The organism is Bacillus sp. S14(2024), assembly GCF_050473785.1.
Taxonomy (GTDB): Bacteria; Bacillota; Bacilli; order Bacillales; family Bacillaceae_G; genus Bacillus_A; species Bacillus_A yunxiaonensis.
Genome location: NZ_JBFLUP010000006.1, coordinates 3128127 through 3140667, shown reverse-complemented (window position 1 = coordinate 3140667; position 12541 = coordinate 3128127). Strand labels below are relative to the sequence as shown.

Below are 12541 nucleotides of genomic sequence, written 5' to 3'. Positions count from 1 at the left end.
TAATCAAACTACAAATGAATCAAGAAAAAGAACAAATTTTAAAAGAAGTATACGAATTAACAACAGAAAAACGAAAAATAGAAGAAAAAAAAGTGCACGATTTGTATGTATTCCAATCGCGTAGTAAAGTTATGAAAATAAACGAACGCATCCATATTGGTATGTTATCCTCTCATACGTTTTCGCCTGAAAGAATAGAGGAATGGGATCGAAAAATAAAAAAAATTGAAGAATTTATTCAAAAAAATGAAAGTCTTTTAGAGCAAATAAAAGAGAAAGAACGCGTGATTGATGAAATGTTTCAGAAAGATTGTCAGAAGCTAGCAAAAGCACAAGAGAAACGCGAAGAAAAAATGTTGCTCGATTTAAGAATGTGTATGAATGGGTGAGGAGGATTCGATGATAGGAAATGTGCTGCCGGTGCAGCTGAATGTGCCTCAGCGAAAAGACAAGCAGCTTGAGTTACAATCGAAGGAAGAACAGACTTCTTTTTCAGAGAAAATGAATGAGAAAGCGGTGAAGGAGCAAAAACCGCAAAAGATAGAAAAAAATGAAGTGCCGAAAGAAATACAGCAAAGCGCTCAGCAAAGAAATAAAATGAATAAAAAAGAATCGTTTGTTCCAAAGGAAGAAACGGAAGAAAAAAAAGAGATAGAAGAATTATTAGTAGCGATTTCAGGACAAATGTTTTCGATTGCGCAATTACATGCACAACCAGAATTGTTATATCAATACATACAAAAAATACAAGAACTATATAAAACATACGGAAATATGAAATTAAATGAATTGCCGCCAACGGAATTGCAACAACTTGTTGCTTTTTTAAAAGACTTCAATATTGAAAATACAATATGTTTAGAAGATACAATGCAAGTAACGTTAGAAAAATTAGCAGCTCCTGAAAAAATGATGGAACTTGCAAAAGCTGTTCAAAGCGAAACTTTTGATTTAAGTAAGAAAGATATATTGGAAGAAGCAACAATAGCACAGAAGAAAGCTATATCTCAAGAGGTAACCATAGCAGGGGAGAAAAATATATCCCAAGAAGCGACAATAGCAATAAAGAAAAATGTACCTGAAGAAACAATAACAGCAATAAAGAAAGAGAATCAAGGGAAACTGATAGAATTAGGGGATACGGACGTCCAGCTTACGACTGGAGAGCAGCATGTAAAACCTATTCTTCTAGGAAATGATCAAGTGGTGAAGGAAAATATACCAACACAAAAAGTAGCACTTCCTGATTTAGGAAAGAACATGGAGGCACAAGTTGCAGAGTTGCAAAAATTTGTTGTGAAACAAGAGCGTGTTCTCTTTCAGTTAAATCCAGAAAAGCTTGGTACATTAACGGTTTATATGAAGAAGCAAGGGGATCAAATTCAGGTTCATGTTGAAATGGATAAACATGAGGTGAAGAAGAAAGTAGAAATCATCTTTGATGAATTAAAAAATAAATTAAGGGATAAAGAGATTCATATTGAATTAAGTTATACAGATAAAGAACAAAAACGTGAGCAGCATGAAAGAGAGCAGCCACATAAGCAAAAACAAATGGCTGCAAAGGAAGAACAGAAAGCAGAGAAAGACTTTGCGGGGTTATTGGAGGAATAAAAAGTGCCAAACGTTGGATTAAATACAACAAATACAAATCATATCCCGGTAGGACAAACACAGCAGGTGCAGACTCAAAATGGAACCACGGGAGCGAGTCAGCAAAAAACGCCTGGAGTTATGGGGAAAGATGACTTTTTAAAGCTCTTTTTGACAAGTTTACAATACCAAGATCCAATGAATGCAATGGATATGAATCAAATGATGAGTCAAATGTCGCAAATGTCACTTATGGAGCAAGTACAAAATATGACAAAAGCGGTGGATTCATTGCGAGACACGATGTATACAACAGCACTAGATGGCGGTATGAAATTTTTAGGTAAATATGTAAGAGGAGTAGACAGCGATGGGAAAGCAGTTGAAGGCACTGTTGATGTCGTCCGTCTTGCAGCAAATAATGATGTCCAGCTTGTAATAGATGATAAAGTCGTGTCACTTCGCTTTGTTGAAAGTGTATCAGATAAAAAAATAGATAAACCAGAAGATAAACCAGAAGTTAAACCGAATACAGAAGAACCAAAAACAACGGTATAAGGAGCGTATAAAGAATATGATTAAAGCATTATATACAAGTATTACAGGAATGAATGCGACACAAAATGCATTAAGTGTTACATCAAATAATATTGCCAATGCACAAACAGTTGGATATAAAAAACAAAAAGCTGTTTTTGATGATTTATTATACAATAATACAATTGGTTCAAGAGGCGATGCAAACTATGCTGGTACTAATCCAAAAAGTATTGGTAATGGTGTGAAATTAAGTGGTACATATACGGATTATAGTGATGGATCAATTACATTAACAGGTGGAAAAACACAAACAGCAATTGAAGGAAACGGATTTTTTGTCTTAGGTGATTCGCGAGGCGGTAATGTACAATATACTCGTAAAGGTACATTTGGAATATCTGATGATTACTATATTACAAATTCCGAAGGGCAATATGTACTTGCATACCCTACAAAAGCTGGTACAGATGAAATTGATTTTTCTGGTTCACCGCAACCAATTCGAATTCCGATGGGAACAGCAGTTGGAGGAGTACGTTCCGATAAGGCGACAATGGGGGGGAATATTCCGAGAAATCAACAACAAATCACGGAAGAGTTTCCAGTTTCTGATGCGGAAGGAAATTCATTGACGATGCGTGTAGAGCTCACACAAGACAAAGATGCTGTAACAGGAAATCCGATAGACGGATCATATACATATAGAGTATTAGTGCGAAATGAGTCGAAAAAAGAACAAAACTTTACGGAGTTAGTTAAAAATAAAACACTTACATTTGATAAATTAGGTGAATTGACAAATATAGATGGTGCAGCAGTACAGCGCGATCCAGTTACTAATAAAATTACAAATGGCAAAGTGAATATTCCGTTTGGTGCTGGCTTAGACTTAGACTTAAGTGGTCTTACAAATTATCCAACTGACAAAACATTGGCTACAACAAATATTTCAGGACGTCCTGCAACAACAGTGAAAGATTGTATGATCTCTGACGGCGGTTATGTTATGGTGAAATATGCGGACGGAAGTTCGAGAGCTGCAGGGCAACTTGCGGTAGCGATGTTCCCAAATGAAGGGGGACTTATGAAAACAGGAAATGGAAATTATGAAGCTACAACATCCGCTGGTAACCCTTCTTTAGGTGTGTCTGGACAAAATGGATCTGGTAAAGTTCGCGGAGGTGCACAAGAAGGGTCTAACGTTGATTTATCTGTAGAATTTGTTGATTTAATGCTTTACCAACGTGGGTTCCAAGGAAATGCAAAAGTAATTAAAGTGGCAGATGATGTGTTAAACGAGATTGTTAACTTAATTCGATGATAGATAAGAAAGGTGTAGTTTCTTTATAAGGGGCTGCATCTTCTTCTAATGAATAGAAAGGGTCTCTATTAGTATGACGAGAGAAGAAAAAATTTTCCAGTTGTCATTTTTTCAAGATAAGCGAGAGCTTGCAAAGCAAATTATTAACATTGAACAACAAGAACATCGCTATTTACCAAATCAATTTGCGATTAAACAAGTCCCGCCATACACATTTGGGGACAAGCAAGTAGTAATCGGCCGTATTCATGAATTTTATTTTATCGGTATTTACAATAGCAATGGCTGGAAGTATCAAGCATTTGCTGATGTTATGAAGTGTCGTTCGTTTTTTATTGGATTGTCTGGTATTACAGAGCAGCAGCTAGCATTTTGGTTTAATAACTTGGAGTTACTAGCAGTTTCATAATAAGGAGAGAATTGATTATGGCGCAAAATAAATACCGTGTAACGTTCAGTTCGCCAAATGAAATGGAGCAGCGGACGATTATGTCAGCAAATAACTTACCGAATTTAATTCGTAAAGTTGAAAGTGTGATGGCAGACCCAAATGGTTATTTTATAAATGACAAAAAAAACAACTGTTATTTTCAAGTTATAAAACAAAATGTCACGTTTATCCAATATGAACTTCTATTTTCTGATAAAGCGGTTCATATTGAAAAAGTGAAATATGTTGCACCGGGTGTTATGCAGAAACTATTTCAAACGATGCGTAGTCCAGAAATATATGCGCTTGCCTTACTTGATATTGATGAGGAAACGAAAGCCTTTCTTTTAACAGAAATGGATGATCACCTTCGCGTACAAGTTGAGAAAGAGCTTACGCAAAAGTGGGAAGTTACACCAGCAGAAATATCAGAAGCACAAGAAGTGCTACTTAATACGTTGGAGTCACTTATAAATGAATAAAAAACCATTCTTTTTAGGTGGGTGAGAGGATCTGGCCATGCATAGAAGCGGTCAGCCCCCTTTACTGCCACGTGCGGCGTTAAAACAAAGAGAGAAAACGAGTGGAGATTCCATTTTTCTGCATAGCAGTGACTTAGATGTTGCAAAATCAAAACGGATTTATATATATAGTAAAAAATAATAGAATCATTAGAGAGGGGACTCATTTGCTTATGTCACAAGCACAAAGTATTTTACTAGAGAGTGGAACAAATGAATTAGAAATTGTTACATATACAATTGGAGAAAATTTATTTAGTATTAACGTTATGAAAGTTCGTGAAATCATTAATCCATTTCCTGTTACGACGGTTCCAGAAGCGCATGCAGCGGTAGAAGGTGTCGTACAAGTACGCGGTGAGATTTTACCAGTTATTAATTTAGCACAAGCGTTAAACTTAAAATCGAATAAGCCATTAGATCAAACAAAGTTCATCATTGCAGAATTGAACCAAATGAAAGTTATTTTCCGAGTGGATGAAGTGCACCGCATTCAACGCATTTCATGGGAACAGATTGATGAACCATCTTCATTATCGATGGGCTTAGAAGAAACAACATCAGGAATCGTCAAACTTGATGGGAAAATCATTTTACTATTAGATTATGAAAAAATCGTATGTGAAATTAGCAATACCGGTTATGAAACGCAAAAATTATCTGGATTAGCAGAAAAAACAGATCGTGCTGAAAAAGTGATTTACATTGCTGAAGATTCAGCGATGCTTCGTCAAGTATTAGAAGAAACGTTAACGACAGCGGGATATACGAAAATCAACTTCTTTAGCAACGGTGCAGAAGCGTTAGCACAAATTGAAAAATTAGCAGCTGAACAAGGGGAAAAGATGTTCCAGCATATTCACTTGCTCATTACTGATATCGAAATGCCGAAAATGGATGGTCATCATTTAACGAAAGTGGTTAAAGATCACGGTGTTATGAAGCATCTACCGGTTATTATTTTCTCTTCATTAATTACAAATGAGCTATATCATAAAGGGGAATCTGTTGGTGCTAATGCACAAGTAAGTAAACCAGATATTCAAGAGTTAATTGGACTTGTAGATAAACTTGTGTTATAAAAAGTCTGAAAAGCACTTATTTTAAGGAATTGAACAGCACATTCACATCTAAAGAATAAAAAAGAAGGTAATTGTCCATATATGTGGATGATTACCTTTTTTTTGTAGTGAAAGCGATGAATGTATTTTCTATTCTTATCTTTTTATACTTTTATATATTTTTTTATATCAATTATTTGACAGAGAATTTAGAAATATTATAAGATTAATATGTAAAATTTTCTATTTTTACAAGTAAAAAGGGGATTATGATGAAAGGTGTGGGAGAGGGAGATGACAAAGCAAACAGCAATTCATGTATTAGCGTGTTTACAAAAACGATTACAAAAAACAAATACAGAGAAAAATTTGGAAGTAGAATTTCGGAAAATAGAAAAGAAATTTCAAATAGATTACGAAGAAGTAATTGGTTTATATAATAAAATGTTTATGTTTGAAATGGATGTTAAGAAGTTAGGCGGTCTTGAAGCATACGAACTATCGGATATAGCATGGTTAAAATCTGAATTAGAATTGCTGCTGGAAGTCTATCAATTTTGTCAGCAACACGGTATGAATATTTTAAGTATCTCTAAATCTATAAGTCAAGAAAAATTACAATTATTCTTAAAAACGCCAAGTCAATTACAAAACACATATTATAAATTACGAAAACAAGAAATACCGATGGAAAATATAATGAAACAAAAACCAGGACGAAAACGAAATAATACTACAATAAAACAACCAATTATAAAAAATGAAGAGAAAGAAACAGAAGAAAAAAGTAGAAAAATAGAAAAAAGTCTCGTTACTTTACTATCAGGAATTGCAAACAACTTTCAAATGATAGATGCAAAGGATGAGCAGCAGGAAAATGAACTGCATCACTTTATGGAGGGGATTTATAAGCTATCTAGCATGGCGGCAGAGCGAATGAGAGATGAACAAGATATAGATGAGTTAAAGAAGGAAATAATTGCTTTGCGAGCTGAAACAGAGCAGTTGCGTAGAGAAAAGGAAGAACTTGTTGCAGATATGAAAGGAATGACAAACAACATCATCCACTTCATTACAAGTTCTGACATTGAACAAATTCGTACCTTGCCGTATTTTGTGCATATGTGCAAACAAGAACTACATAAACTTGGATTATATAATGGTACAACAGAAGGTCAATTAAAAGTTGTCATTGATCGAAGCGGACAAGTAGTGTCAGTCATGAAATAAGAGAAGTCATCTATAAGCGGATGGCTTTTTTGTATTTATTATAGTAATCGTAGAGATTATATGATAAAGAAATTATTTTATTAAAAATCGGAATGTCATATGTAAAAATGTATGAAGTTAAGAGACTATGCTATGAAATTCTTTAACTAGAAAAAGCTATCCAGAGCGGATAGCTTCCTACATTATTTATCCCGCTATTCGCGGGCAGTAAGACTCCCACCTCAAGATTCAGAGAGAAGCCAAGAAGATAGGTGGAGAATAACTGCTGGCATGTGCCCGATTGGTGAGAGCTTTCCGTCAGTGGGAGATGAAGAAAACCCCACTGACGGAAGTTTCACTTTATTGATAAAGCAGTTTGATTATCATTTGTGGAATTTGATTTGTTTGTGAAACCATACCAAATGCAACTTCTGCTAACAGTTTGTCTTTTACAAAACCGCTCATTTCTTGTGCTATATTGGTATTTTTAATACGAGATGAACTTTCTTCTGTATGTATAGCTTGACTATTTAAGTGATCAATATGAAGTTGTAAGCGATTTATTAGCGCACCGAGATCAGTGCGGTGCAATGCAATATTTTGTAAAGCACTATCAATATTTGCAATAGCAGTATGTGCATCCTGTTTAGTTGAAATCTTGATGTTGTTTGGTGTAGGGGAAGGGGAATTCTTTTTCTGCTGGTCTAATTTGAATTCTTTTACTGATAAAAACGAAAAATCTATTGTATGACCAAGATGATCCATTGTAATGTTATGCTTTTGATTCTCTCCCAATATTGGAACAGTATTACATGCTGTCACATCTTGCATATAACTGATTTGTTCTGCAAGCTGCTGGAATTCCTTATCTAAAGTAATTTGAGTGTCACTTGAATTTTTATCGTGTGCTGCTTGAACCGCAAGATTACGCATTCGAAGTAAAATATTTGTGATACTCTGCAGGGAAGAATCTGCTGAACGAAGCATTACAAGTGTATTCTCATTATTTTGAGTGACAGCGTCTATTCCTTTTTTAGCGTCTACACGAGATACAATAGCAATATCAGCTGTATTATCAGCACCACCGTGGACATGCTTTTCATTTGTTAAACGTTCTGTTTCTGTATTTATATGTTTTTCATTTTTATATAAAGATTGCATTGTTTTCGTATCTGCAAAATTTGTTTCGATTCGCATCTTAACATACCCCTTTATTTCCATATAGAAAAATACACCCCTCCGCACGCAGAGAGGTGTATTTTCGTTATATTATCAAATGGATTATTGTAATAATTTACTTACCATTTGTGGTGTTTGGTTTGCTTGAGAAAGCATGCTGATACCAGCATCGTTTAAGATTTTGAACTTAGTCATTTCAGACATTTCTTTCGCCATGTCAGCGTCTTCAATTTGAGAAGCTGCCGCAGCCATGTTTGTAGATTGGCTAGTTACGTTGTTTAAGTTATGGTCTAAACGGTTTAATTGAGAACCGTAAGTTGCTCTAGCGTCAGCAATTTCTTGAATAGCTTTGTCAAGATTTGTGATTTCAGCTGCTGCAGTTGTAGCATCTAATTTCTTAGCTCCTCCTACTTGTAAAGTACCAGTTGTCTTTGCTGATGTATCGAAAGCGTTGATGGTCATTGTATCACCTGAAACATCAGAAAGTTGAACAGTGATATCTTGACCAGCGGCACCATTTAAGAATGTGTTACCGTTGAAATTTGTTTTTGAAGCAATATGATCAATTTCAGCTCCTAATGCTTGATACTCTTTGTCCATAGATGTGATATCTTGAGCGTTGTTAGTACTGCTTGATGCTTGTGTTGCAAGGTCACGCATACGAAGTAAGATGTTTGAAACTGAACCTAATGCTGCATCGCCAGTACGTAATGCAGACATAGCGTCTTGTGTGTTACGAGCACCAACGTCTAAGCCGCCTTCTTTTGCACGCATACGAGTAGCGATTGCTAAACCAGCTGCATCGTCAGCTGCGCTGTTAATACGTTTACCGCTTGATAAACGGTTCATAGCTGTGTTCATTTTGTCTTGGTTTTGGCGCATGTACTCTTGTGTACGCATGCTGTTTACGTTTGTGTTAATTCTCATAGTATAAGAACCCCCATTTTTTTTTGGTTTTTTTCATATTGATTTTTTTGTAAATTGTTAAAGTCGGATATACAAAAAAATCAATTTCGAGTTAATTGTAATCCCTGCTCTATATTGTGTCAACTAATAATTGTAATGAATGAATATAAAAAAATATAATTTTAACAATTTATGAATAAATACTGCTTATTTTTCTTCGGAATTATTGCAAAGTGTTATAAAAAACTCTAATATTAGGTTATCTTTGATTCTTTAAAAGGTGATATTATGATAATAGGAAATATAGTAAAAGAAGTTCTCTCTTATAAAAGGGAACAGATTCAGCAAAAATTAAGTAGTCCGGAGGCGTTTGTAAATAGTACATTTGGACAATCGCTTCAAAATGAAACAATAAGGGATACGAAAGCAGTTGCTGAGCTTTCAAAAGTAGAAGAGAGTCAAAAAGTAGCAGGAGAGACAAGTGTGAAGAATGCCGAGCCGCTGCAAGCCGCTCAGCAGGAGTTTACGCGCCGTTTTGCTGATGCAAATAGCGCGGGTAAGGATTCGTGGGGATTAACGAAAAAATATAGTATTCAAAGTATACGTCCTAGTAATGAAGGGAAGTATGCGGATAGTATTCAAAGAGTAAGTGATACATATGGAATTCCAAAAACGTTAATTCAAAAAATGATTGAAGTCGAATCTGATTTTAATCCAAATACTGTTTCTTCAGCAGGAGCGATTGGCTTAATGCAGCTTATGCCAGCAAATGTGAAGGAGCAAGGGATAACGAATCCATATTCGCCTGCTGAAAGTATTGAAGGCGGTGTGAAGGAGTTAGCCGGATATTTGAAACAATATAACGGTGATCTCGTCTTGGCGCTTGCAGCTTATAATGCAGGGCCAGGAAATGTGAAAAAGTACGGAGGGGTGCCGCCGTTTCAAGAAACAGAAAATTATATAAAAAAGATATTAAACATCGATGTTTCTAAATAAAAATTTCTTATAATACTTAAATATATAAAAAATGAGATTTTTATGAACACGATATGGGAGTTGCTAGAAATGAAATTACATGAGGATATTCCATTAACAATTCATTTTGAAATTGGCAAGACGAAAAAGAAAATTGATGATCTGCTTCATATTACAAAAGGAACATTATACCGCCTTGAACATTCAACGAAAAATACAGTGCGTATTATGTTAGAAAATGAAGAAATTGGCATCGGTAAAATTTTAACGAAAAATGGGAAAATGTACGTTGAAATTGTCGAGCTGAAGGGATAGGAAAGGGGATTTTCATGAGCGGTGATAAGTTAAGTCAAGAGCAAATTGATGCGCTGCTAAAGGCGATGAATGATGGGGAAGAAATGCCTGATTTTGCACAAGAAGCAGAGAAGCAAGAGAAGTTTCAAGAGTATGATTTTAATAGGCCGGAGAAATTCGGTGTGGAACATTTGCGGAGTTTACAAACGATTGCGACAAATTTCGGGAAACAGACGTCGCAATCGCTTGCGGCGCGGATGCGTATTCCAATTGAGCTAGAGCCATCACCAGTAGAGCAAGTTCCATTTACGAGTGAGTATGTGGAGAAGATGCCAAAAGATTATTATTTATATTCTGTTATTGATTTAGGTTTGCCGAATCTTGGTGAGATTGTTATTGAAATGGATTTAGCTTTTATTATTTATATTCATGAATGCTGGCTTGGCGGAGATGCGAAGCGTGATTTTACACTTCGTAGACCGCTGACGTCATTTGAGTTTTTAACGCTTGATAACCTGTTTTCTGTTATTTGTGACAATCTGAAGAGAGCGTTTGAAAGTGTGATTGAGATACAGCCGCAACTTGTGGCAACAGAGACAGATCCGAATGCACTTAAAATTACAACTGCAAGTGATATTATTTCGCTCTTAAATGTAAACCTGAAAACGGAGTATTGGAATACAACAATTCGACTAGGCATTCCGTTTTTATCTGTTGAAGAGATTATGGATAAGTTAACGTCAGAAAATATTGTTGAACATTCTTCTGATAAGCGAAAAACATATTTTGCAGAAGTGGAAGCAGAAGTGCAGAAAGTTCGTAAATCTATACATGTAGCGATTGGCGAACAGAAGATGACAATTGGTAGTCTGGAGCAGTTTGAAGAAGGAGATATTATCCCGCTGCAAACGAAAGTAACAGATCAGCTTCGTGGATACGTTGACGGCAAGCATAAGTTTAATTGCTTTGTTGGAAAAGACGGAACACGTAAAGCATTTTTATTTAAAAGCTTTGTAGAGTAAGAGAGGGAGAAAAGGATATGAAGCATGAAGTATCGTCTGTTGCGCTAGTAGATTTAGAGGAATATACAAAAGATTATAGCGAACCATCAAAAGCGCATATTGAAATGGTTTCAGATATTTCAGTGGAACTTGGTGTACGACTTGGAAAAACAAGGTTGACACTTGGAGATGTGAATAAACTGAAAGTTGGCGACATTTTAGAAGTGGAAAAAAATTTAGGACATAAAGTTGATGTATATTTAAGTAGTGAAAAAGTAGGGATTGGCGAAGCAATCGTGATGGATGAAAATTTTGGAGTTATTATTTCTGAAATTCAAGCCGATAAGAAAAAAGCGGTATTAGCGGCTATGAAGCATGAATTGAGTGAGAATGAATAGGGGAGGTGTCATATGAGTTATATGACGACCTTGTTGCAAGTTGTATTGTTATTTGGTGCCCTTGGATATGGTGCGTACTATATGATGAAAAAGACGAGAAAGCATCAATTTTATAAGCAAGGAGAAAATGGTTTCATTCAAGTGAAAGATGGTATGTATGTAAATCATCAAACGAGTGCATTTTTATTTGAAGTAGATGGTAAACAAGTGTTTACGATTGTAGGTAATAATGGCATTCATTCCATTCAATTATCAGGAAATCAGTTTCATAAAGTGCTAGAAGATGCGATGAAAGAAGAACAAATTCAGCAGAAAAAAGTAGAGGATCCATCATGAAAATAAAGAAACATATATCTTCTATTGGTTTTATTTTTGCATTTTCTATTGTTTTTTGCATTATTTTTGCAAATACAGCGTATGCAGAGACAAATGGTTTTATTAATTTAGAAAGTGGAAAAGAACTTACGAATAATTCCAGTGTACAACTTTTCTTACTCGTCACGCTGTTATCATTGTCTTCGTCAATTGTATTACTGTTTACACACTTTACTTATTTTATGATAGTTCTTGGAATTACACGTCAAGGGCTTGGTGTGATGAACTTACCCCCAAACCAAGTGCTTGTTGGCTTAGCGCTGTTTTTATCATTATTTACGATGCAGCCTGTTCTTGGGCAGCTGAAGAGTGATGTATGGGATCCAATGACGAAAGATAAAATTACGGTCAGTCAAGCAGCTGAGAAGTCGGAACCCATTATGAAAGAGTATATGACAAAGCATACATATAGTCATGATTTGAAAATGATGTTAAAAGTTCGAAATGAAAAGCTGCCAAAAGATACGAAGGATATTTCGTTTTTTACACTCGTTCCGTCATTTACATTGACCCAAATTCAAAAAGGGTTAATAACAGGCATGTTTATTTATTTAGCGTTTGTTTTTATTGATTTAATCATTAGTACACTACTCATGTATCTCGGTATGATGATGGTACCGCCGATGATTTTAAGTTTACCATTTAAAATACTCGTTTTTGTATATTTAGGTGGATATACGAAAATCGTTGATATTATGTTTAAAACAGTTGCTTAGAGGCTGTTAGCAGCCTTCTACT

16 protein-coding genes are annotated in these 12541 nt (G+C 35.3%); 14 read left to right on the top strand and 2 right to left on the bottom strand.

Annotated features, from left to right (window positions below; all coding sequences use genetic code 11):
• Positions 1-14 precede the first annotated feature (14 nt).
• The 8 genes from AB1279_RS15985 (at position 15) to AB1279_RS15950 (ending at position 6696) form a co-directional block, all read left to right on the top strand.
• The gene (locus AB1279_RS15985; RefSeq protein ID WP_429761443.1) at positions 15-389 is read left to right on the top strand and encodes a cytoplasmic protein; all 375 of its coding nucleotides are present in this window, start codon (positions 15-17) and stop codon (positions 387-389) included.
• A 10-nt stretch (positions 390-399) separates the two neighbouring features.
• Positions 400-1614 carry a flagellar hook-length control protein FliK gene (locus AB1279_RS15980; RefSeq protein ID WP_429759843.1) on the top strand — a complete coding sequence of 405 codons (1215 nt, stop codon included), beginning with the start codon at positions 400-402 and terminating at the stop codon, positions 1612-1614.
• A gap of 3 nt (positions 1615-1617) precedes the next feature.
• Complete coding sequence (locus AB1279_RS15975) at positions 1618-2151, top strand: flagellar hook capping FlgD N-terminal domain-containing protein (protein ID WP_429759842.1); 534 nt, start codon at positions 1618-1620, stop codon at positions 2149-2151.
• Positions 2152-2167: 16 nt separating this feature from the next.
• Entirely contained in the window at positions 2168-3454 is a 1287-nt protein-coding gene (gene flgE, locus AB1279_RS15970; protein ID WP_429759840.1) for a flagellar hook protein FlgE, read from the top strand.
• Between the two features lie 73 nt (positions 3455-3527).
• Positions 3528-3863 (top strand): DUF3964 family protein, encoded by a 336-nt coding sequence (locus AB1279_RS15965; protein WP_429759839.1) that lies wholly within the window; start codon positions 3528-3530, stop codon positions 3861-3863.
• A gap of 17 nt (positions 3864-3880) precedes the next feature.
• The gene (locus tag AB1279_RS15960) at positions 3881-4366 is read left to right on the top strand and encodes a FliG C-terminal domain-containing protein (protein WP_429759837.1); all 486 of its coding nucleotides are present in this window, start codon (positions 3881-3883) and stop codon (positions 4364-4366) included.
• 212 nt (positions 4367-4578) lie between these two features.
• The gene (locus AB1279_RS15955) at positions 4579-5487 is read left to right on the top strand and encodes a chemotaxis protein (protein WP_429759835.1); all 909 of its coding nucleotides are present in this window, start codon (positions 4579-4581) and stop codon (positions 5485-5487) included.
• A gap of 273 nt (positions 5488-5760) precedes the next feature.
• A complete protein-coding gene (locus AB1279_RS15950; RefSeq protein ID WP_429759834.1) occupies positions 5761-6696 on the top strand; it encodes a DNA-binding domain-containing protein in 936 nt (311 codons plus the stop codon).
• A 339-nt stretch (positions 6697-7035) separates the two neighbouring features.
• Here AB1279_RS15950 and AB1279_RS15945 read toward each other — a convergent pair whose 3' ends face one another.
• Entirely contained in the window at positions 7036-7872 is an 837-nt protein-coding gene (locus tag AB1279_RS15945) for a flagellin (RefSeq protein ID WP_429759833.1), read from the bottom strand.
• A gap of 84 nt (positions 7873-7956) precedes the next feature.
• Positions 7957-8781, bottom strand: coding sequence for a flagellin (locus AB1279_RS15940; protein WP_429759832.1), 825 nt, complete (start codon positions 8779-8781; stop codon positions 7957-7959).
• A 267-nt stretch (positions 8782-9048) separates the two neighbouring features.
• Here AB1279_RS15940 and AB1279_RS15935 point away from each other — a divergent pair, with 267 nt between their 5' ends.
• From AB1279_RS15935 to AB1279_RS15910, 6 genes are all read left to right on the top strand, one after another.
• Positions 9049-9756: a lytic transglycosylase domain-containing protein gene (locus AB1279_RS15935; RefSeq protein WP_429759831.1), complete on the top strand. Its 708-nt coding sequence runs from the start codon at positions 9049-9051 to the stop codon at positions 9754-9756.
• 69 nt (positions 9757-9825) lie between these two features.
• Complete coding sequence (locus AB1279_RS15930; RefSeq protein WP_429750742.1) at positions 9826-10050, top strand: flagellar motor switch protein FliN; 225 nt, start codon at positions 9826-9828, stop codon at positions 10048-10050.
• 14 nt (positions 10051-10064) lie between these two features.
• A complete protein-coding gene (gene fliM / locus AB1279_RS15925) occupies positions 10065-11051 on the top strand; it encodes a flagellar motor switch protein FliM (RefSeq protein WP_429759830.1) in 987 nt (328 codons plus the stop codon).
• A gap of 17 nt (positions 11052-11068) precedes the next feature.
• On the top strand, positions 11069-11428 hold the full coding sequence (locus AB1279_RS15920) for a FliM/FliN family flagellar motor switch protein (protein ID WP_429759829.1): 360 nt from the start codon (positions 11069-11071) through the stop codon (positions 11426-11428).
• A 12-nt stretch (positions 11429-11440) separates the two neighbouring features.
• Positions 11441-11764, top strand: coding sequence for a flagellar motor switch protein FliN (locus AB1279_RS15915; RefSeq protein ID WP_336482922.1), 324 nt, complete (start codon positions 11441-11443; stop codon positions 11762-11764).
• Positions 11761-12519: a flagellar type III secretion system pore protein FliP gene (locus AB1279_RS15910; protein WP_429759828.1), complete on the top strand. Its 759-nt coding sequence runs from the start codon at positions 11761-11763 to the stop codon at positions 12517-12519. Before AB1279_RS15915 ends, AB1279_RS15910 begins: the two co-directional genes overlap by 4 nt.
• Positions 12520-12541 lie beyond the last annotated feature (22 nt).

Excerpts from the sequence above, each read along its gene's own strand:
- AB1279_RS15950 (WP_429759834.1), top strand. The coding sequence starts at position 5,761 with ATGACAAAGCAAACAGCAATTCATGTATTAGCGTGTTTACAAAAACGA.
- AB1279_RS15940 (WP_429759832.1), bottom strand. The coding sequence starts at position 8,781 with ATGAGAATTAACACAAACGTAAACAGCATGCGTACACAAGAGTACATG.
- AB1279_RS15965 (WP_429759839.1), top strand. The coding sequence starts at position 3,528 with ATGACGAGAGAAGAAAAAATTTTCCAGTTGTCATTTTTTCAAGATAAG.
- AB1279_RS15980 (WP_429759843.1), top strand. The coding sequence starts at position 400 with ATGATAGGAAATGTGCTGCCGGTGCAGCTGAATGTGCCTCAGCGAAAA.
- AB1279_RS15910 (WP_429759828.1), top strand. The coding sequence starts at position 11,761 with ATGAAAATAAAGAAACATATATCTTCTATTGGTTTTATTTTTGCATTT.
- AB1279_RS15955 (WP_429759835.1), top strand. The coding sequence starts at position 4,579 with ATGTCACAAGCACAAAGTATTTTACTAGAGAGTGGAACAAATGAATTA.
- AB1279_RS15930 (WP_429750742.1), top strand. The coding sequence starts at position 9,826 with ATGAAATTACATGAGGATATTCCATTAACAATTCATTTTGAAATTGGC.
- AB1279_RS15945 (WP_429759833.1), bottom strand. The coding sequence starts at position 7,872 with ATGCGAATCGAAACAAATTTTGCAGATACGAAAACAATGCAATCTTTA.
- AB1279_RS15920 (WP_429759829.1), top strand. The coding sequence starts at position 11,069 with ATGAAGCATGAAGTATCGTCTGTTGCGCTAGTAGATTTAGAGGAATAT.
- fliM (WP_429759830.1), top strand. The coding sequence starts at position 10,065 with ATGAGCGGTGATAAGTTAAGTCAAGAGCAAATTGATGCGCTGCTAAAG.
- AB1279_RS15935 (WP_429759831.1), top strand. The coding sequence starts at position 9,049 with ATGATAATAGGAAATATAGTAAAAGAAGTTCTCTCTTATAAAAGGGAA.
- AB1279_RS15985 (WP_429761443.1), top strand. The coding sequence starts at position 15 with ATGAATCAAGAAAAAGAACAAATTTTAAAAGAAGTATACGAATTAACA.
- flgE (WP_429759840.1), top strand. The coding sequence starts at position 2,168 with ATGATTAAAGCATTATATACAAGTATTACAGGAATGAATGCGACACAA.
- AB1279_RS15960 (WP_429759837.1), top strand. The coding sequence starts at position 3,881 with ATGGCGCAAAATAAATACCGTGTAACGTTCAGTTCGCCAAATGAAATG.
- AB1279_RS15915 (WP_336482922.1), top strand. The coding sequence starts at position 11,441 with ATGAGTTATATGACGACCTTGTTGCAAGTTGTATTGTTATTTGGTGCC.